Here is a 19,868-nt window from a genome sequence, read left to right as displayed (position 1 = left end):
ACGCACGTCGACGTGCGGTTGCTTACCTCGAAGTTCGAAAAATGGTCAGGAGGCCGAGATGGCGAACGACAGTGATGCAGATCACTCGGTATGTGGGATGTCGGTGGCCATCGATGTGGTCGGCGGCAAGTGGAAACTGCACCTGATGTGGGTGCTGGGCGAGGGCCCGCAGCGTTTCGGCCGCATTCGTGCCCTGCTGCCCGGGGTGAGCGAGAAGGTGCTCACCGAGAATCTCCGCCATCTGGAATCCCACGGCGTGGTCCGCCGGGAGGTGTTCCCCGAAATCCCTCCGCGCGTGGAATATTCGCTCACTCCCTCGGGGATCGACTTGGCCGCGGCCCTGCGCCCGCTCGAGCAGTGGGGTGAACGGCGCCGCGACGGACTGCTCGACACCGCGACGGCATGAGGGCGGGTCAGCGCAGGTAGTCGCGCGCTATCCGGGCACCGACTTCTTCGAGCAGGCGCGCGGCCTCGGCGATCGATCGAACCGGATCGGATTCGAGGTCGCTCAGCGGATAGCAGCGGGCGAAGCCCGCGGCGCGCAGTCGCTCCCGACTCAGCGCGCAGCGTCCGGCGACGGCGACCACCGGCACACCCGCGGCGGCCGCAGCGACTCCCGCGGGCGCCTTCCCGCGCAACGTCTGCTCGTCCACCGCCCCCTCGCCGGTGACCACCAACTCCGCGTCCCGGACCCGACCGGCGAAATCGATCAGCTCGAGAATCACCTCGATCCCGGACCGCTGCCGCGCCCCGAGCACCGCCATGGCCCCGAATCCGGTACCACCCGCGGCGCCCGCCCCGGGATGCCCGGCCAGGTCGGCGCCGCGCTGATGCCCGTCCCCCGTCCGGAACGGGCGACCCCTCGCGTCGACCAGATGCGCCCAATGCGCCAGGATCGCTTCGAGTTCGGCGCACTGCCGGGGCGAAGCGCCCTTCTGGGGCGCGAAAACTGCTGCCGCGCCGTCCGGCCCGAGCAGCGGGTTGTCGACGTCCCCGGCGAGTACGAAGGCCGCATCCCGAGCGGCCGGGTGCAGATCGGAGTGGTCGAGGTATCGTGCGCGCGCCAGTTCCGCTGCCCCCGAACCGATTTCGACGCCGTCCTCGTCGAGGATGTGCAGCCCGAGCGCTTGCAGCATGCCCGCGCCGCCATCGGTGGACGCGCTGCCGCCCAGTCCGAGCACGACCTCGCGAATGCCGTGGTCCAGGGCGTGGCGGATCAGCACCCCGAGCCCGTACGTGCCCGCACCCATCGGATCGGTTCGGCCGCTGGGCAATTCGACCAATCCGACCGCTGCGGCCAATTCGACCACGGCCGTATTCCCGCGCACCGCGTAGCTCGCCGAATGCGGCGCACCCGTCGGCCCGACGGTGTCGACCGGTACCCGCTCCCACCCGGCGGCGACGAAGGCGTCGACGGTGCCGTCGCCGCCATCGGCCACCGGCACCTGGTGAACCTCGGCGGCCGGCGCCACGCGCGCGATTCCGGCCGCGAGCGCCGCGGCCACCCCCGGCGCCGCCAGCGACCCTTTGAACTTGTCCGGCGCCACCACTACCCGCCGCGCCATCGCAACCCCATTCCTCCGGCGAGATCGAACTCCGGTCACCGTACTGCGCCGCTCCCCCGGGAGCCGACGCCCAAGGCCGCCACAGCGGTGACCGTGGCGTCACGGCATGGGCGCCTGATCCACGTGATCGATGTTCACCTCGCCGGTACGCAGGTACCGGACCACGGCGTCGTCGAGCGGAGCGTTACCGCGACCGAAGGTGCCGTGGTCGCCACCGTCGACGGTGATCAGATGTCCGCGCAGGGCCGCCGCCATCGCGGGACCGCCGGGATACGCGGTCACCGCGTCGTTGCGACTCTGCAGTACCAGCGGCGCGGTGGCCAGGCCGTGGTCGGCGATCGGCGTCGGCTTGGTCACGGGATCCCAGTCGGCGCAGGCCAATCCGCTGCGTACCAGATCGGCGCGGGCGTCGAGGGCGTTGCCGCCGGAGGCGACGATGGCGGCCGCCGAGCCGATGGCGTCCCACCGGGCCGGCACCGCGTTCTCGTTGCAGGTGATCGCGGAGAACACCGCCTGGCCGGTCGGGTCGGTGGTGGCCACGCCCGCGATCGCGCGCATCCGCCGCAGATCGCCGGGTTGCGCATTCGCCTCGGCCATCGCCTGCGCCAGACTCGGCCAGAAGCCGCGGGCGTAGGCGGCCACGGTGGTCGCCGATACCAACGGCACCTGGGCCGACATGCCGCCGGAGGTCAACGCGCGCACCAGATTCTGGGCCTTGCCCATCTCCTCCGCGCCGGCGTTCGCGCCCGCGCGTGCCACGGCCGGCAGCGGTGCGGGCAGCTCGCGCGGCAGGTCGGCCGCCGACACCGGGGGCGGGGTCAGGTTGGCGTACCAGCCGCCGCCCTGTGCCGACACCAGCCGCACCCAGGTCTCGTACACCCGCAGCGCCGAATCGCCCAGGTGATAGACGTTGTCGTGCTGGGCGATCCAGCCGAACAGGTCGTCGAGCCGCTGTTTCCCCGCGAGCTGCTGCTGTGCGAACTGTTCGGTCCACACCCACTGCGGGTCGACATTCGAGTCCAGCACCATCCGGTCGACATGCTGCGGGAACAGCGCCGCATAGACCGCGCCCAGATAGGTCCCGTAGGAGATGCCGAGGAAGTCGATGCGCTCCAGCCCCAGCGCCGCGCGCACCGCATCCATATCGCGGGCCGTGGTCTCGGTGGTGATGGTCCGCAGGTAGCCGGGCTGGGCGGCGTCACATGCCTTCCGCAGTGATTCGCGCTCGTGGTCACCGTCCTGCGCGATCTCGGCCCCGCAGGTCAGCGGGGTCGACCAGCGCAGTCCGCGCGGCTGTACGGCCACCAGGTCGTAGTGCTCGACCAGTTCCTTCGGCAGTTGGGCCAGCCGGACGCCCCAGTAGTCGAGGGCGTCCGCGCCGGGTCCGCCCGGATTGGCGAAGAGAGTGCCGTAGCGCTGCCCGCTCGCGCGAATTCGGCTGACGGTCACCTCGATTCGCGAACCGTCCGATGCGGCGTAGTCCCTCGGCACCGGGATCGACGCGCAGCGCGTCGGCCGCCCGTCGCCGACGGAACCGGCCGGGCACGTCCCGAAATCCGGCTCGGCATGCGCGGTCGCCGGCGCCAGCGCGGCGAGCACCGCCGTCAGTACCGCAACGGTGGCCGATCGCGCCGCCACAGGTAGTCCCCGTCGTCCCATCCGCGCCGTCTCCCCGTCCGGCCGGTCGACGGCCGTCGTCGCATCGAGCATCCGACCACTCGAGCCCCTGCATTGTCGCCAGCCGCGCCGGGTGCGACAACTCGAACCACGTCCGACACGGGGAAGGATGTCGGCGTAGCCGCGCACCGTCTGCGATCGACACGCTCTAGGCTCAGCGAATGACGCAGGGTGCGCAGCAGAACATCGAGATTCGAGACAACTCACAGCTCGACCGATTCGAACTGTATGTCGACGGACAGCACGCCGGGGTGGCCGCCTATCAGGACACCGCCTCCGAGCGCGCCTTCGTGCACACCGAGATCTATCCGCAGTTCGAGGGCCAGGGCTACGGCCGTCTGCTGGTGCAGGGTGCGCTCGACCGGACCGTGGAACAGGGCTTCGGCATCCTGCCGCTGTGCGCGATGGTGCACCACTTCGTCGAATCCCGGCCGCGCTATCTGGCGACGGTGCCGCAATGGGCGCGGGAACGATTCGGCCTGCCGCAGTAGCCGGCGGGTGCATCGGGGTGGGCGCTTCGGAACCGAACCGCGAATCACGCACCACTAAACACAGCGCGCGCCCCGCGACGGTGCGATGATGACTAGCGTGGCACGCGCAGAGGAACACGGCGACCGCCCGAGACGTGAATCCCGGTACGAGGAACAGGCGGTGCGGCCCGGCACCTTGCTGGTCTCGGCAACGGAGCTGGTCGAGCCCACTTTCCGGCGCACCGTGATCTACATCGTCGAACACAACGATGCGGGCAGTCTCGGTGTCGTCCTGAACCGCCCGAGCGAAACCGCGGTGCAGGACGTGCTACCGCGTTGGGCCGATCTCGCGGCCGGGCCCCGCACGCTGTACGTGGGCGGGCCGGTGAAGCGCGATTCGGCACTGTGTCTGACCACGGTCCGCGTCGGGGCCTCGATCGAGGGCATCCGCGGGCTGCGCCGCGTGGACGGTCGCGTGGCGCTGCTCGATCTGGACTCCGACCCCGATTCGATCGCACCGCTGGTCGAGGGCATACGCATCTTCGCCGGCTATGCCGGATGGACCTTCGGTCAACTGGAGGGCGAACTGGAACGCGGGGACTGGATCGTGTTGTCGGCGTTGCCGTCGGATCCGTTGGCGGGACGCACCGATCTGTGGGCGCACGTGTTGCGCCGGCAGCCGCTGCCGCTGTCGCTATTGGCGACACACCCCATCGAACTAGAACGCAATTGATTACGTATCCACGGAGTGTGGTCCCCCAACGCTCGCCTCGACCGAGGCGGCGGATACGCCCGGTCGGCGCCCATGTCTGACTCCGCGATCCCCCCCGTCGACGCGGCGCCCTCCCGGGCGCATTTGTTGCGGGTGCTCTACGACGAACACGCACCGACGCTGTGGCGGTACACCTACAGCCTGGTCGGCGATGCCGGACGGGCCGAGGACATCGTGCAGGAGACGTTGTTGCGGGCCTGGCAACGTCCGCAGGTCCTCGACCAGTCGACGGCCTCGGCGCGGGCGTGGTTGTTCACCGTGGCCAGGCATCTCGCGGTCGACGAATTCCGCAGTGCGCGGCATCGGCGCGAGTACGGCACCGACACGCCGCCCGAACAGGCGGCTCCGGACGAGGCGGAACGCGCAGTGGACAGTTGGGTGATCACCGACGCGCTGGCTCAGCTCAGCTCCGATCACCGCGAGGTGATCGTGCGGGCCTACTATCGCGGACTGTCGACACACCAGATAGCGAACGAATTGGCGATTCCCGAGGGCACCGTCAAATCCCGGATGCACTACGGGATGCGAGCGTTGCGTTCGGCCCTACAGGAGATGGGGGTGACGAAATGACATCGGCCGACACCGCGTCACACGACGACTATGCGACCTGGGATGCACCGTATGTGCTCGGCGCCCTCGCTCCCGACCAGCGGCTCGAATACGAGGCGCATCTGTCCGAATGCGCCGAATGCAGGCTCGCCATCACGGACCTGTCGGGCTTGCCGGGACTGCTCAGCCACGTTCCCGGTGACGTCGCTCTCTCGCTGATCGACGACGGGGCCGCCGCAGACCATGCCGGCAGTTTCGGCGACGCCGGGTTCGACGCCCTGCTGAACCGGGTGCGTGCGAGCGAAGCCACCACCGGCGGCGCCGGAATACTGCCCTTCGAAGCGCACGGCACCGGCCCGGCCACCGAGACGGGCACGACCGCACCCGACGCGGGCACTTCGGCGGTCCGCGAAACCCCCGCCGAAGACCGGCGCATCGAGCCGGAGCAGCCCCCCGCCTCGCTGGCAGCGGCGCGCGAGCGCAAGCGCAGCCGCAGCGGTCCGTGGCTCGCCCTGGCCGGTGCGGTGGCCGCCGCCGCGGCCGCGGTCGCCATCACCATCCCGATCACCGTCGCGCACACCCAGCACAACAATCCGCCCACCGCCGAGCAGGTCGTCACGGAGCGGCAGATGGATCAGGTGATCCCGTCTCCGATCACCGCGAACTTCACTCTCACACAGCTGAATTCGGGTACGCGGGTGAACATGTCGTGCAACTACGCGCCCTCGGATACCGACTACACCTGGGACGGCGCGCTGTGGGTGGTGCACACCGACGGCACGCAGTCGAGGGTGGCGCAGTGGTCGGCACATCCCGGCCAGACGGTGACCGCGGACGGCATCACCTCGGCCCCGGCGGACAAGATCCAATCGGTCGAAATACGTTCGAGCACAACCAACCAGGTGTTCCTGCGCGGAACGGTGTGAGCGGCCGCCGTCAGCCGATCCGCCGGGAATCGATATCGCCGTCCACCGCGATTTCGCCGGCGATATCGGATTTCCACCGGCGCGCGGCCCGCCGCAATGCCCGCGCGTCCCGTCGCAGGCGGCCGGTCAAAGGCAGTTTCGACAACGGCTGGCCCGCCGAGATCCAGCAGCGTGTGCTGTCGAACTGGCACAAGTACGGGTACCGCTGATCTCACTCGAGATTGCGCGCGCTGCGGCGCGCTGTTGCGCGCCGCGGCTCGGCTTCACAGCAGGACGAGGGTGGTGCACAGGGCGGCGAGGGCGAGCGCCTGCAGGCCGACCCGGTAACCGAGGATGCTCTCCCATTTGTCCTGCAGCGCACGGGCATCGGCGGGGATGACGCCGGTCTGCGCCGCGTGCGTCTGGGCGGTGTTGATCGGCTTGGCGATCCGCGCGTAGAGGCCGAGCCAGCTCAGCAGCGCCAGCAGCGCGATCCCGGCCGCCACCGCGGCACCGGTGGCCCCCGCCACGACCGCGATGACGACGGCGAGCACGGTGCTGATCACCCCACCGGCGCCGGCGAAGGGCATTCGCCGGTCGCCGTAGTAGTGCCCCCATCCGGCCGAGACGGTCATCGTCGCGTCGTCGAGTTTGCGATAGACGGGTCGGAAGATGAGGGTGGCGGCGACATCGGTGCCGTAGACGATGGCGTTGGTGAGAACGGCCAGCACGGTGAGCACCTGCGCGGATGTGGTCAGCATGGGAAGACTCCTAGTCATCATCTAGCGTTGCTAGCTTCTGTGGCAACAGTAGATGAGTTCGACTAGTTTGTCTAGCGATGCTAGAAAATTTACCACCCCACTCTGACCGGAAGGTCGGCGCACCGATCCCCCGCGGCATGCACGGGCGACGGGCGCGGCCGAGGCACCGGCTCGGCACGGCCGCCGAAGGCGTGCAGTACCGCGGCATCGGCACGCGGATCACCGACCGCGATCCGCGCACTGCCGTCGGGGTAGCCCTTGGCCGCGATCCCCGCGCCCGCCAGCGTCTCGTGGGCCGCGGCCCCGGGCAGGTAGAGAAAGTTGCCGCGGCTGCACGGCACGGCGAAACCCCTGTGCCGCAAAGCGGTTCGCAGCAGTTCGCGTTCGGCGGTGATATCGGCGATCCGTTCGGCGAGCTCCGCCGAGGCGGCATAGCAGGCGCGCACGGCGGCGGCGGCGTAGTCGGGCATGCCGAACGGAAGCTGCAGTCGCCGCACCCGCGCGATCAGTTCCGGCGCGCCGAACGCATAGCCGATACGCAGTCCTGCCAGGCCGTACGCCTTCGAAAAGGTGCGCAACACAAGGAGGTTGGGATAGTGCGCGACGAGTTCGCAGGGGTCGATCGTTTCGGCATCGGCCAGGAATTCCACGTACGCCTCGTCCAGGATCACCGGAACATGCCGCGGCACACCGAACAGGAAAGCCTTCAGCTCCGCGGCGGGCACCACGGTCCCGGTCGGATTGTGGGGGCGGCAGATCGCGACCAGTGCCGTGCGCTCGTCCACCGCCCGGGCCATCGCCGTCAGCCGCTGCCGTCCGCTCGCATCCAGGGGAACTCCCACGACGTCCAGACCCGCCATGGCGGCCATGATCGGATAGCCGTCGAAGGTCGGAGTCGCGAACACCATGCGCCGCCCCGGCCCCGAGACCGCCTGCATGATCTGCAGCACCACACCGGTCGCCCCCGCGCCGACGACCACCTGATCGGGGTCGACGCCGAGGTGCGCGGCGATCACGGCCGGCAGCCGCCGGGGCACGAATTCCGGATACCGATTGGCGCCGCGAATCGCCTCGTTCACCACCGCGAGCACCGAAGGCAGTGGCGGAAAGGGGTTTTCGCTGAGTGTCAGATCGAACCGCGGCGGCGGTATCGGCTGCGTCACCGCCGGTTCACGGGCGGACGAGTCCATCACGCCGCACCCCAGCGCACCGCGGCCGCGGCCGCGAAATCCCCGGCATGGGCGAAGGCCGCCAGCAGCACCACCGACCCGTTGCGCAACCGGCCGGCCCGGTTCTCGATATCCAGGGTCACCGGAATGCCGGCGGCGAACAGATTTCCGCACCGATCGAAGGAATCCGGATGCCGTTCCGCGGGCAGTTCCAGCGCATCGTGCCAGTTCCGCAGGAACAGCCGATTCGGCTGATTGGTGACGAAGGTGTCGATATCGCGGCCTTTCACGCCGATGCGGTCGCATACCGCGAGGGCGAGTTCCGGGACCAGCCGGTTGCCGCGCGCGAAGACCTTGGTCACCTTCGATTCGGTGAAACTCACGCAGCCCTGTCCTTCCCCGGGCTCCCAGTACTTGCGTTCGGAGCCGGTAGAGAAATCCATATCCCCGGCGAATTCCGGGAAGGTGCGGCATTCGATATCGAGGATCGGCGCACTGTTGTCCTTGACCAGCAATCCCACCCCGCAGCCGTCCCCCGGCACCGGCGCCTGCGCGAGTTTGCGAATCTCGGTCTGGGTGAAGACCGGACCCGCGGTGTTCTGCGTCGTCGCGATCAGGGCGGTGCGGGCGTCGGTCGTCTGCAGAATCATCCGGGCCAGCATCATCATGTGGATGAATGCCGCGCAGCCGCCGTTGTGCACGTCGAACACCCATTTCGGATTCATCCCCAGCCGCCGCGCGACCTCCGGCCCGGCGCCCATGACCGGATTGTCGGGGAGCTGAGTATGGGTGAGCAGCACGTCGATATCGGCGAGCGTGCCGGCGCCGTGCCGTTCGATCAGCGGCGCGACCGCGCGTTCGACCATATCCACGGCGGTTTCGTCGCGGCCCTTGTGGTGGCGACCGTGCGGCGCGCGGAACATGACGTTCTTCGCCATCCGCTCCGAACGCGAGAATTGCGTGAAGTATTCGGTACCTACCGGCTCACCCGGCAGATAGCAGGCCACATCGACCAGACTGACCGGTGCCAGCCGCAGGGCGGGATCGGTGAAATCCATCTCGGCGTATCCTCACTTCATCCACTCGGGGGTGATCGGAAGTCCGTGCGCGGCACGGTATTCGGCGATCGCTTTCAGGTTGTCCAGCTCCAGCCGGTGTCCGGCGGAGAACATCTCCCAGAAATCGCCGACCCAGACCTTGCGGTCCGCCGGGGCCTTGTCGGGATAGGGATTCGCGTCGTAGAACGGGTGCCGGCAATTGGTCCACAGCACCACCGATCCGGGCTTGTTCAACACCACCTGGGCGTCGACGACCCGCATCAGATAGATCATCCACAGGTGTTCACCCTGATCCCACGCACAGTGGTAATCCACGGTCATAGCATCCGGATTGGCCTCGGTGCGCGTGAAGATCCGGGTGTCCTTGCCCAGCCGGTCGTAGGATTCCCACAGCCCCGGGGTGGCGGTTTCGGTGAATCCGCGCAGACTGTAGGTCCACTCCTCCAAACTCTGTGTGTGCGAGAGGTATTCGTACAGTTCGCGCGGGGGTGCGGCGATATAGTCCTGCACCGGGCAGAATTGGCCGAAGATCTGGTCGTGGGGATAGACCGAGCGCAGCATATCCATGATGATCGGCGTGGTCTCCTCGCGATCGGAATTCTCGATGCGCAACAACCCGGGAATTGCGCGGTGCGGAAGATCGGGAATATCGCTGAGAGCGGGTGGGGTGCTGATGGTCACGGATTCCTCCTCGATGCGGACAGGAAGGGGATGAACGGCGGTATCTCGTCGGGATCGCAATCGATGGAAACGAACGAGGGCCCGGGCGTTTCCAGGCAGTACGACAGCACTGTCGCGAGCTCGGCCGGCGTCGCCGGCGAGAAGGAGGGCAGATCCGGGAACATCGCCGCCATGCCGGCTCCCAGATGTGCCTTGTGGAATCTGTTGAAGCTGTAGCGATCTCCGTAGAACAGTTGCTCCCGGGTCACGCACATGGCATGCGCGGAATTGTCGAGTACGACGAAGGTCACCGGCAGCCCGTACTGGATCGCGGTGTGGATCTCCATGCCGTGCATGTAGAAGGCGCCGTCGCCGGCCACGACCACGGTGCGCCGCTCGGTCCCGTCGTCGCGGAGCCGGCGGGCGAAACAGGACCCGATGGCGGCGCCGAAGGCGTAGCCCATACCGCCCATACCGAGGGCGACGACGAAGCGGCCTTCGCGTGGCGGGCGGAGATGATGCACCACCGATGCCCCGGTATTGCCCGCGTCGGCGAAGACATCGGTATCGGAATGCAGTGTGCCGTTGAGTGTTTCGACGATGTCGCGATAGCGCAGGCCCGGTCCGTCCGCGGGCGGCACCGGCAGCGGGTCCGGCGTCCGCGGGCGCCGGGGATCCACCCGGTGCACCCGGCCCGCGCCGGCACTCAGCGCCGACGTGAGTTCGCGGAGTGTGGCGGCCAGATCGGTGCTGGTGGCGTGAACCGCGGGGAGGTAGGGCGGCTCGCCGCCGACCGACGCCGTCGACGCGCCGAGCACCGATTCCAGTCCGGCGCGCGCGGTGACCGGCATCCGGGTGCCGACCAGCAGGCACAGGGCGCTGCCGTGCAGGGCGTCGGCCAGTTCGGTATGGCCCATACTTCCGGCGACACCGAGAAATCCTTGTTCGGTGCAGTCGTACACATCCTTGGCGTCCGGCGCGACGCCGACCCCGGCGTCGAGAACCGCTGCCAGATCACGCAGTTCGGCACGAGCATCGTCGCGGGCGACCTGCGCGCCCGCGATGATCACGACCTTGCCGACCGCCCGGGCCGCCCGCAGCCCCTCCAGGAGCCGCTCGATACCGGCGTCGTCCCGGCCGTGTACCGGACGCGGTGCGACGAACGGGCCGGCGCGAAGTTCGGCCTGCTGAACATCCTTGGGCAGCAGCAGAACCGCCGGTCCGCCCGCTCGGGCGGCCGCGACGGCGCGCGAGAGATGGTCCGGAAGCGAGGCGGGCGTCTCCACCCGTGCGCAATACAGCGCGATCGTGTCGAAAAGTTCGGCGGCGTCGAAGGTTCCGGCTCGGCCGCTGGAATCCTGGAAGGCGCCTTTACCTTCGAGGCCGGTCGGCGCCTGCCCCACCAACGCGAGCACGGGCACCCGGGAGGCGTGCGATTCCGCCAGTCCGGCAACGAGATTCATCGCTCCACCACCGGAGGTCGCGCAGACGACGCCGAGACCCGCGGTGGAACGGGCATAACCGTCGGCCATGGTTGCGGCGGCGAATTCGTGTTTGGCCACCACCGCCGTGATCCGGTCCGAGGCGTCGTAGGCCGCGTCGTAGAGATCTTCGATGTTGGCGCCGTCGACGCCGAAGATGTGTCGCACTCCCATGTCCGATACGGCCTGCACCAGGTAGTCGACCAGTCGTGACGGCATCGCCGCTCCTTCCCGTATGGGTTCCGAAGCCGGCCGCGCTGCCGGACCGAACGCACTCAGCGGGGATACGAAGCACGCACCCGACCGGTTCACCGTTCCCGCGCGCCTTCGCAAAAGGATCCTCTTGTTTGTGCGTATACATCTACGTATAGTTGGGCCATGCCGAACAAGACCGTGTATGTCTCCGACGACGATCTCCCCCTGTTCCAGCGCGCGCAGGAGCTGGTCGGCGGCAATCTCTCGGGTGCGATCGTGACGGCACTGCGCCGATACATCGAGCTGGAGGAGGGGCGGCTGCAGGGATTCGACGAGATCGTCCTGCGCGTCGGCCACAACGGCGCCCGGCAGGTGCGATTCTCGGGGGTGCTGCTCACCGAGTCGAGCGATATGGGCGACGAGCGTTTCGAGCGCATTCGCGTATTCCGCACGCGCAAGGGCAAATTCGTGCTGCACCGGCAGCGTTCGGAATGGACCGACTACCCGACCGACACGAACTGGCTGAAGGATCTGACCAATTGGCGGCGGATGCTCGGCGTCACCGATCCGGACTGGGGCGAATTCACCATGGACATCTACGACTCACCGGCCGACCTGAAAGGCAGGGTTCCCGACAAGCTGTACAACCGCATCAGCGACCTGACCGAGCATCCGCAGATCGAGGATCTCGACATCTGATCGACCACTTCGAGCCGAACTAGCCTCGGCCGCACGACAACTCGATATCGACCCACCTTGTCCGCCGAAATCCCGCGGACACGGCTCGGTCGACGCATGCATTCATCGCAATCTTATTATGAAAGGACGACCATGAGTTCACCGGCCATATCGGTCACCGGTCTGCGGAAATCGTTCGCCGACCACGTGGTGCTGGACGGTATCGATCTCACTGTCCCGGAGGGCAGGATCTTCGCGCTGCTCGGCCCCAACGGCGCCGGCAAGACCACCACCGTCCACATCCTCGCCACCCTGACCCGGCCCGACGACGGCAACCTGCGCGTCGGGGGCCACGACCCGGTCACCGAACCCGATGCCGTCCGCACCGCCATCGGCGTGACCGGGCAGTTCTCGGCGGTCGACGAACTGCTCACCGGCCGCGAGAACCTGCTGCTGATGGCGGATCTGCACCATCTGCCCCGTGGCGAGGGCCGGCGCATCGCCGACGACCTGCTGACCCGCTTCGACCTGCTGGACGCCGCCGACAAGGTGGCCGGGAGCTACTCCGGCGGTATGACGCGCCGGCTCGACCTGGCGATGACCCTGGTCGGCGAGCCGCGCATCATCTTCCTCGACGAACCCACGGTCGGCCTCGATCCACGCAGCCGGCGCGGGATGTGGGACATCATCCGCGAACTGGTCGCCGACGGCGTCACCATCTTCCTCACCACCCAGTATCTGGAGGAGGCCGACCAGCTCGCGCATCGGATCGCGGTGCTCGACCACGGCCACATCGTCGCCGAGGGCACGCCCGAACAGCTGAAACGCCTTGTGCCGGGCGGACATATCCGCCTGACCTTCGGCGACGAGGAACAGCTGCGCAGCGCCGCCGAACTACTCGGTGGAACGACCACGGACTCGACCCTGGCGGTGCCAAGCGACGGCGGCGTCGCCTCGCTGCGCGACGTTCTGGACCGGCTCGGCCGCGCCCGCATCGAGCCCGAAAGCCTGTCGGTGCACACCCCCGATCTCGACGACGTCTTCCTCACCCTCACCGGCCGCACCGCACCCGAGAAGGAATCCGCACGATGACCACGCACACCCTCGCCGACTCCCGCACGATGCTGCGCCGGAACCTGGTGCACGCCAAGCGTTATCCCGGCATGACGATCAGCATGTTCATCATGCCGCTGGTGATGTTGCTGATGTTCAACTACATCTTCGGTGGCGCACTGGAGAAAGCCACCGGCGGCAGTTACATCGACTACCTGGTCCCCGGCATGATGCTGATCATTCCGGCCTATCTGGTGGTCGGGGTCGCGGTGGCCATCGCCTCGGATATGACCAAGGGCATCGTGAACCGGTTCCGGACCATGCCCATGGCACATTCCTCGATCCTCACCGGCCAGGTCGCCGGGACCGTGATCCAAGGCGTGCTGGGTGTCGGCCTGATGGTCGCAGTCGCGGCGCTCATCGGCTTCCGTCCCGATGCCACCGTCGTGGAATGGCTCGCCGCCTTCGGCCTCATCGCCCTGGTGATCTTCGGATTGGCATGGCTCGGAGTGGGTTTCGGATTGGCCGCCAAAACACCGGAGAGCGCGAGCAATACCCCGACTCCGCTGATCTTCCTCCCCTTTCTCGGCAGCGGCCTGGCTCCCACCGACACCATGCCCGCCGGTGTCCGGCAATTCGCCGAGTACCAGCCCTTCACGCCCCTGACCGAAACGCTGCGCGGACTGCTCATGGGCACGGCCATCGGAGGCAACGGCATCGCGGCGGTGGCCTGGTGCGTCGGCTTCGCGGTGGTCGGTTATCTCTGGTCGCGCTCGCTGTTCCGCCGCAAGACCAACTGAGCTACCACCCAGTGATTAACGGACATACCGGTCGAAACCCCGTCGTCCTCGCGTGAGAACGTAGGAACGAGGCCGATCGGGCCCGGGCCGGTGCCATCCGGCCCGGGCCGTCGGCGCAGTCGACGACCGGAAGGAGTGCGTCCATGGCCGCCCTGGACGAGAAGCTGCAGGACATCTATGCCGAGGTACTGCAGCGCAACCCCGGTGAATCGGAATTCCACCAGGCCGTGCGCGAGGTCCTCGACAGCCTCGGACCGGTCGTCGCCAAACATCCCCAGTACGTCGACGCGGCGGTGATCCGGCGGTTGTGCGAGCCCGAGCGGCAGATCATCTTCCGCGTGCCGTGGGTCGACGACAGCGGCACGGTGCAGATCAACCGCGGTTTCCGGGTCGAGTTCAACTCCGCGCTCGGCCCCTACAAAGGCGGCCTGCGGTTCCATCCGTCGGTCTATCTGGGCATCGTCAAATTCCTGGGATTCGAGCAGATCTTCAAGAACGCGCTCACCGGAATGCCGATCGGCGGCGGTAAGGGTGGTTCGGATTTCGACCCGAAGGGGCGGTCGGACGCGGAGGTGATGCGCTTCTGCCAGTCCTTCATGACCGAGCTCTACCGGCATATCGGCGAGCACACCGACGTTCCGGCCGGTGATATCGGCGTGGGCGGGCGCGAGATCGGCTATCTGTTCGGCCAGTACAAACGCATCACCAACCGCTACGAATCCGGCGTGCTCACCGGCAAGGGGCTGAGCTGGGGTGGCTCGCAGGTACGCCCCGAGGCGACCGGATACGGCACCGTCTTCTTCACCGAACAGATCCTCGACCGGCGCGGCGACAGCTTCGAGGGCAAACGCGTGGTGATCTCCGGCTCGGGCAACGTCGCCATCTACGCCGTGGAGAAGGTGCACCAACTGGGCGGCACCGTCGTCGCCTGTTCGGACTCCTCGGGCTACATCGTCGACGACAAGGGTATCGATCTCGAACTGCTCAAGGAGATCAAGCACGACCGGCGCGGGCGCATCCACGAATATCCCGACATCGCCCGTGGCTCGGCGTATTTCGTGGATTCCGGCTCGATCTGGGCGGTGCCCTGCGATATCGCGCTGCCCTGTGCGACGCAGAACGAACTCAACGGCAGCGATGCCCGCCGGTTGATCGAGAACGGCTGCGCCATCGTGGTCGAAGGCGCCAATATGCCCTGCACCCCCGAGGCATCCCGGTTGCTGGTCGACGCGGGCGTGACCTTCGCACCGGGCAAGGCCGCCAATGCGGGCGGGGTGGCCACCAGCGCACTCGAGATGCAGCAGAACGCTTCCCGCGATTCGTGGAGCTTCGAACACACCGAACAGCGCCTCGAGACGATCATGCGCGGCATCCACGACCGCTGCCTCGAGACCGCCGAAGAGTACGGGACCCCGGGCGATTACGTCGCCGGTGCGAACATCGCCGGTTTCACCCAGGTCGCCGACGCGATGCTGGCACTGGGGATCGTCTAGGGCTCGGCGGGACCGCTGCTGTAGGCCATCATCGGGATATGCCCGTGCCTCGACGTTTCCAGCCCAATCCGCCGCCGGCCGTCGGTACGCGCAGCCGGGTGCTGATGCGGCTGGGGGTGGCGCGGTGGCAGTTCCTGCTCCGGCAGACGATCGTCGAACCGGGCGGTGACAGTGGTTGGCACTATCACGACGGCACGCTGTTCGTCCTGGTCACCGGCAGCACTCTCGACCATCCCGGCACCGACTGCGTCCCGGTCGCCTATCGCCCGGGGCGGATATTCCGCGAGCCCGCCGGCGCCGCCCACGCCCACACCGCCCGCAACCGCACGCGAAAACCCTTGCGGCTCACGGTGTTCTACGTCCTCCCGGCCGGTAGGCCGCTCTCCCGCTCGATCCCCGCACCGGAGTGCGACCCGGACCGACGATAGGACGTGCGCCTGCCTGGTATCAGCTCGCGAGCTCGCGCAGCAGGCCGGGGAATTCGGTGAGATCGCGCAGGACGACATCGGCACCGGCGGCCCGCAGCTGCGCCGCGTCACACGGACCGCTGGTCACCCCGACCGCATACGCCGACGCCGTGCGGGCGCCGCGCATATCGCCGATGTGGTCACCGACGTACACGCTCGCCTCGTGGTCGCGCAGGGCCTGGGCCTTCTGTTCGGCCCACAGGTCGCCGATCACGGCGTCGGCCGGAATGTCGAGGTGGGTGAGGTGCAATTTGGCGTTGGGTTCGTATTTTCCGGTGACCACGATCACGCGGCCGCCCAGCGCCCGGACCGCCGCTGTCGCCGCGCGGGCGCCGGGCAGTTCCACCGTGCCGGTGATCGCGAAATCCGGATACATGGCCCGATACATATCGGCCACCGCCGGGACGCGGTCGGCGGGGAACCAGTTGGCCAGCTCGTGCTCCAGCGGCGGCCCGAGGCGGGTGACGACCAGATCGCTGTCGATGGGGGTGCCGGTGCGTCTCGACAGCTCGCGATAGCAGGCGCGGATGCCGGGACGCGAGTCGATCAAGGTCATATCGAGGTCGAAGCCGACCGTGAGCGGGCCTGTCATACCGGACGGCCGGACGCCGGACGGATCAATTGGCGGGCTGGCAGGCGTCGCGCAGTGAGCACGCACCGCAGGAGTTGCCACAGCCGCCGACCTCGGCGGGCGCGAGCCCCGCGATCGCGTCGTTGGCCGCGTTGACCCCGGCGCCCAGCGTGAACAGGGCCACGACCAGTGCCACCGCGGCGGCAGCCAAGCCCACCCATACCGTCGCGACCAGCGCGATCGCACCGGCGGCGGCCAGCAGCAGACCCGCACCGACCGAGGTGGGCCCGGCGACGCGGTTGGCCACGCGATACGCCTCTTCGGTGCGGAGGGCTTCTTCGGTGTGCACACCGAAGAACCGATTGGGTGGCAGGGTGCCGGTCAGCCCGAGCACGCCCGTGACAACGGCCACGGCCGCCGGCAGAAACAGGAGGAGCGCGACCACGAACACCCGGAATACGGTACTCCGGTATCAAAACCGGGCGCCCGCGGGGCTCGCCGCCGCCGCGAACGGCCCGCTCACCCCTTTTTGGGTGCTGACGTGCGCACGCTCTACCCTGAGTGACGACGTTGTCCACAGACGTTCACCAGGGGAACTCGGCGACAAGAAGGCAGGACCGTGCAGGACACTCGTGCAACCGATACAGCCGGCGCATCGACCGGCCGGGGTGACGGGCCCGAAAGCAGCCTGCCCACGCTTCCCGGAACCGATGTGCCCGCCCACCGCTACAACGCGGAACTGGCCGGCGCCCTGGAGAGCAAATGGCAGCGGGTGTGGGCGGAGCGCGGCACCTTCCACGCGCCGAATCCGGTCGGCCCGCTGGCCGGCGAGACCCCGGCCGACAAGCTGTTCATCCAGGACATGTTCCCGTATCCGTCGGGTGCGGGTCTGCACGTCGGCCATCCGCTGGGCTACATCGCCACCGATGTGTTCGCGCGCTACCACCGCATGCACGGCCGCAACGTGCTGCATGCGCTGGGTTACGACGCCTTCGGCCTGCCCGCCGAGCAGTACGCGGTACAGACCGGCGCGCATCCGCGGGTGACCACGGAATCCAATATCGCGACCATGCAGCGCCAGCTGGACCGGCTGGGCCTGGGCCACGACCGGCGCCGCTCGTTCGCGACCACCGACCCCGAGTTCTACAAGTGGACGCAGTGGATCTTCCTGCGCATCTACAACGCCTGGTACGACACCTCGGCGAACAAGGCCCGCCCGATCGCGGATCTGGTGGCCGAATTCGCCGCGGGTGAGCGACCCACCCCGGACGGTCGCGCGTGGGCCGAGTTGTCGCCCGCCGAACAGGGCGAGGTGCTGGACTCGTATCGCCTGGTCTACCAATCGGATTCGATGGTCAACTGGTGCCCCGGACTGGGCACCGTGCTGGCCAACGAGGAAGTCACCGCCGACGGCCGCAGTGAGCGCGGCAACTTCCCGGTGTTCCGGAAACGCCTGCGGCAGTGGATGATGCGCATCACCGCCTACTCCGACCGCCTGGTCGACGATCTGGACCTGCTGGACTGGCCGGACAACGTGAAGGCCATGCAGCGCAACTGGATCGGGCGCTCGCGTGGTGCCGAGGTCTCCTTCGGCGCGAACGGGGAGAACATCGAGGTCTTCACCACCCGGCCCGACACCCTGTTCGGGGCGAGCTATGTGGTGCTGGCCCCGGAACACGAACTGGTGGACCGTCTGGCCGTCGCGCAGTGGCCCGCCGACGTCGACCCCCGGTGGACCTTCGACGCCGCCTCGCCGGCCGAAGCCGTTGCGGCCTACCGCAAGTCGATCGCCGCCAAGTCCGATCTGGAGCGGCAGGAGAACAAGGAGAAGACCGGCGTCTTCCTGGGCGCCTACGCCACCAACCCGGTCAACGGGGCGCAGCTGCCGATCTTCATCGCCGACTATGTGCTGTCGGGCTACGGCACCGGCGCGATCATGGCGGTACCCGGCCACGACCAGCGCGACTGGGAGTTCGCGCGGGCGTTCGGCCTGCCGATCGTGGAAGTCATTGCCGGAGGCGACATCTCGGAGTCCGCGTATTCGGGCGACGGCCTGCTGGTGAACTCCGACTACCTGAACGGGCTGGACGTCGAGACCGCCAAGGCCACTGTCGTCGAGCGCCTGGAACGCGACGGCCACGGCAAGGGCACCATCCAGTACAAACTGCGCGACTGGCTGTTCGCCCGCCAGCGTTACTGGGGCGAGCCGTTCCCGATCGTCTACGACGAGCAGGGTGCGGCGCATCCGCTGCCGGAATCCATGCTGCCGGTGGAACTTCCGGAGGTGCGCGACTTCGCGCCGGTCACCTTCGATCCGGACGACGCCGATTCCGAACCGTCGCCGCCGCTGGCCAAGGCCACCGATTGGGTGACCGTCGAACTGGATCTGGGCGATGGCGTGAAGACCTATCGCCGCGACACCAACGTGATGCCGCAGTGGGCCGGTAGCTCCTGGTATCAGCTGCGCTACACCGACCCGACCAATACGGAGGCGTTCTGCGCGCCGGAGAACGAGCGCTACTGGCTGGGCCCGCGCCCGGCTGAACACGGTGCGAACGACCCCGGCGGCGTGGATCTGTACGTCGGCGGCGTGGAACACGCTGTACTGCATCTGCTGTACGCGCGGTTCTGGCAGAAGGTGCTGTTCGATCTGGGTGAGGTGTCGGGCCCGGAACCGTACCGGCGCTTGTTCAACCAGGGTTACATCCAGGCCTTCGCCTACACCGACGAGCGCGGCACCTACATCCCGGCCGCCGAGGTGGTCGAGCGCGACGGCAAGTTCTTCTGGACGAACACCTCCGGCGTGGAGATCGAGGTCTTCCAGGAGTACGGCAAGATCGGCAAATCGCTGAAGAACGCCATCTCTCCCGACGAGATGTGCGATCTGTACGGCGCGGACACCTTCCGGCTGTACGAGATGTCGATGGGCCCGCTGGACACCTCGCGTCCCTGGGCGACCAAGGATGTCGTCGGCGCGCACCGCTTCCTGCAGCGGGTGTGGCGCCTGGTGGTCGACGAGGAGTCCGGGGCCGCGCGGGTCACCGACGCCGAGCCGGCCGATGCCACCCTTCGCCTGCTGCACAAGACGATCGACGGGGTCGACGCCGACTACGCCGCCCTGCGCGACAACACCGCCGGCGCGAAGCTGATCGAGCTGACCAACCATCTGACCAAGCAGTACCCGCAGGGCGCCCCACGCGCGGTGGTGGAACCGCTGGTGCTGATGCTGGCCCCGATGGCCCCGCATATCGCCGAGGAACTGTGGGAACGCCTGGGCCACACCACGGCGCTGGCGCACGGGCCCTTCCCGATCGCGGATCCGGCACTGCTGGTGGAGGATTCGGTCGAATATCCGATCCAGGTCAACGGCAAGGTCCGCAGCCGGGTCAGCGTACCGGCGGACGCCGATGCGAAGGCGGTGGAGGCCGCGGCGCTCGCCGACGAGAAGCTGCTGGAATTCCTGGCCGGCAAGACCCCGCGCAAGGTCATCGTGGTCCCCGGCAAGCTGGTCAACGTCGTCGCGTAAGTCCTTCCCGCGCTGGGC

At 68.1% G+C, this 19,868-nt stretch carries 21 protein-coding genes; 12 read left to right on the top strand and 9 right to left on the bottom strand.

Annotated elements, in window-relative coordinates:
* The first annotated feature begins 58 nt into the window (after positions 1-58).
* The gene (locus IG65_RS0108030) at positions 59-406 is read left to right on the top strand and encodes a helix-turn-helix domain-containing protein (protein ID WP_030514208.1); all 348 of its coding nucleotides are present in this window, start codon (positions 59-61) and stop codon (positions 404-406) included.
* A 7-nt stretch (positions 407-413) separates the two neighbouring features.
* On the opposite strand, the gene IG65_RS0108025 is transcribed toward IG65_RS0108030, so the two are convergent.
* Together IG65_RS0108025 and IG65_RS0108020 are read right to left on the bottom strand one after the other, a co-directional pair.
* Entirely contained in the window at positions 414-1,565 is a 1,152-nt protein-coding gene (locus IG65_RS0108025; protein ID WP_030514207.1) for a glycerate kinase, read from the bottom strand.
* A gap of 99 nt (positions 1,566-1,664) precedes the next feature.
* Positions 1,665-3,275, bottom strand: coding sequence for an alpha/beta hydrolase (locus tag IG65_RS0108020; RefSeq protein WP_231509089.1), 1,611 nt, complete (start codon positions 3,273-3,275; stop codon positions 1,665-1,667).
* A 128-nt stretch (positions 3,276-3,403) separates the two neighbouring features.
* Here IG65_RS0108020 and IG65_RS0108015 point away from each other — a divergent pair, with 128 nt between their 5' ends.
* The 5 genes from IG65_RS0108015 to IG65_RS36730 all read left to right on the top strand — a co-directional run bounded on the left by IG65_RS0108015 (position 3,404) and on the right by IG65_RS36730 (position 6,168).
* A complete protein-coding gene (locus tag IG65_RS0108015; protein ID WP_030514205.1) occupies positions 3,404-3,733 on the top strand; it encodes a GNAT family N-acetyltransferase in 330 nt (109 codons plus the stop codon).
* An 88-nt stretch (positions 3,734-3,821) separates the two neighbouring features.
* Positions 3,822-4,445 (top strand): YqgE/AlgH family protein, encoded by a 624-nt coding sequence (locus tag IG65_RS0108010; protein ID WP_081879338.1) that lies wholly within the window; start codon positions 3,822-3,824, stop codon positions 4,443-4,445.
* Positions 4,446-4,517: 72 nt separating this feature from the next.
* On the top strand, positions 4,518-5,054 hold the full coding sequence (locus tag IG65_RS0108005; RefSeq protein ID WP_051755530.1) for a sigma-70 family RNA polymerase sigma factor: 537 nt from the start codon (positions 4,518-4,520) through the stop codon (positions 5,052-5,054).
* A complete protein-coding gene (locus IG65_RS39660; RefSeq protein ID WP_036523652.1) occupies positions 5,051-5,959 on the top strand; it encodes a zf-HC2 domain-containing protein in 909 nt (302 codons plus the stop codon). Before IG65_RS0108005 ends, IG65_RS39660 begins: the two co-directional genes overlap by 4 nt.
* The gene (locus IG65_RS36730) at positions 5,956-6,168 is read left to right on the top strand and encodes a hypothetical protein (RefSeq protein WP_081879337.1); all 213 of its coding nucleotides are present in this window, start codon (positions 5,956-5,958) and stop codon (positions 6,166-6,168) included. The genes IG65_RS39660 and IG65_RS36730 overlap by 4 nt, the downstream gene beginning before the upstream one ends.
* Before the next feature lie 54 nt (positions 6,169-6,222).
* Here the strand turns inward: IG65_RS36730 and IG65_RS0107990 are convergent, their stop codons facing one another.
* From IG65_RS0107990 to IG65_RS0107970, 5 genes are all read right to left on the bottom strand, one after another.
* A complete protein-coding gene (locus tag IG65_RS0107990) occupies positions 6,223-6,699 on the bottom strand; it encodes a hypothetical protein (RefSeq protein ID WP_030514201.1) in 477 nt (158 codons plus the stop codon).
* Between the two features lie 89 nt (positions 6,700-6,788).
* Entirely contained in the window at positions 6,789-7,889 is a 1,101-nt protein-coding gene (locus IG65_RS0107985) for an aminotransferase class I/II-fold pyridoxal phosphate-dependent enzyme (RefSeq protein WP_156055526.1), read from the bottom strand.
* Entirely contained in the window at positions 7,889-8,926 is a 1,038-nt protein-coding gene (locus IG65_RS0107980) for a 3-oxoacyl-ACP synthase III family protein (protein WP_051755528.1), read from the bottom strand. The genes IG65_RS0107985 and IG65_RS0107980 overlap by 1 nt, the downstream gene beginning before the upstream one ends.
* A gap of 12 nt (positions 8,927-8,938) precedes the next feature.
* The gene (locus tag IG65_RS0107975) at positions 8,939-9,607 is read right to left on the bottom strand and encodes a hypothetical protein (RefSeq protein WP_030514198.1); all 669 of its coding nucleotides are present in this window, start codon (positions 9,605-9,607) and stop codon (positions 8,939-8,941) included.
* On the bottom strand, positions 9,604-11,286 hold the full coding sequence (locus IG65_RS0107970; protein WP_030514197.1) for a thiamine pyrophosphate-binding protein: 1,683 nt from the start codon (positions 11,284-11,286) through the stop codon (positions 9,604-9,606). The genes IG65_RS0107975 and IG65_RS0107970 overlap by 4 nt, the downstream gene beginning before the upstream one ends.
* 159 nt (positions 11,287-11,445) lie before the next feature.
* Between IG65_RS0107970 and IG65_RS0107965 the strand changes: the two genes are divergently transcribed.
* The 5 genes from IG65_RS0107965 to IG65_RS34470 all read left to right on the top strand — a co-directional run bounded on the left by IG65_RS0107965 (position 11,446) and on the right by IG65_RS34470 (position 15,714).
* Entirely contained in the window at positions 11,446-11,961 is a 516-nt protein-coding gene (locus IG65_RS0107965) for an EXLDI protein (RefSeq protein ID WP_030514196.1), read from the top strand.
* Between the two features lie 132 nt (positions 11,962-12,093).
* The gene (locus IG65_RS0107960) at positions 12,094-13,032 is read left to right on the top strand and encodes a daunorubicin resistance protein DrrA family ABC transporter ATP-binding protein (protein ID WP_030514195.1); all 939 of its coding nucleotides are present in this window, start codon (positions 12,094-12,096) and stop codon (positions 13,030-13,032) included.
* Positions 13,029-13,793, top strand: coding sequence for an ABC transporter permease (locus IG65_RS0107955; protein WP_030514194.1), 765 nt, complete (start codon positions 13,029-13,031; stop codon positions 13,791-13,793). The genes IG65_RS0107960 and IG65_RS0107955 overlap by 4 nt, the downstream gene beginning before the upstream one ends.
* A gap of 143 nt (positions 13,794-13,936) precedes the next feature.
* A complete protein-coding gene (gene gdhA, locus IG65_RS0107950) occupies positions 13,937-15,286 on the top strand; it encodes an NADP-specific glutamate dehydrogenase (RefSeq protein WP_030514193.1) in 1,350 nt (449 codons plus the stop codon).
* Positions 15,287-15,324: 38 nt separating this feature from the next.
* Positions 15,325-15,714, top strand: coding sequence for a cupin domain-containing protein (locus IG65_RS34470; protein WP_036523650.1), 390 nt, complete (start codon positions 15,325-15,327; stop codon positions 15,712-15,714).
* A gap of 19 nt (positions 15,715-15,733) precedes the next feature.
* On the opposite strand, the gene IG65_RS0107940 is transcribed toward IG65_RS34470, so the two are convergent.
* Together IG65_RS0107940 and IG65_RS0107935 are read right to left on the bottom strand one after the other, a co-directional pair.
* A complete protein-coding gene (locus IG65_RS0107940; protein ID WP_036523647.1) occupies positions 15,734-16,345 on the bottom strand; it encodes an HAD family hydrolase in 612 nt (203 codons plus the stop codon).
* 25 nt (positions 16,346-16,370) lie between these two features.
* Positions 16,371-16,769, bottom strand: a complete 399-nt coding sequence (locus IG65_RS0107935; protein WP_231509088.1) for an SdpI family protein — start codon at positions 16,767-16,769, stop codon at positions 16,371-16,373.
* Positions 16,770-17,012: 243 nt separating this feature from the next.
* Between IG65_RS0107935 and leuS the strand changes: the two genes are divergently transcribed.
* Positions 17,013-19,850 (top strand): leucine--tRNA ligase, encoded by a 2,838-nt coding sequence (leuS, locus tag IG65_RS0107930; RefSeq protein ID WP_030514189.1) that lies wholly within the window; start codon positions 17,013-17,015, stop codon positions 19,848-19,850.
* Positions 19,851-19,868 lie beyond the last annotated feature (18 nt).

Origin of the sequence: Nocardia sp. NRRL WC-3656 (assembly GCF_000720265.1) — a bacterium.
Lineage (GTDB): Bacteria > Actinomycetota > Actinomycetes > Mycobacteriales > Mycobacteriaceae > Nocardia > Nocardia nova.
Note: the sequence above shows the minus strand (reverse complement) of the source record. Positions and strands in the feature narration are given on the sequence as shown.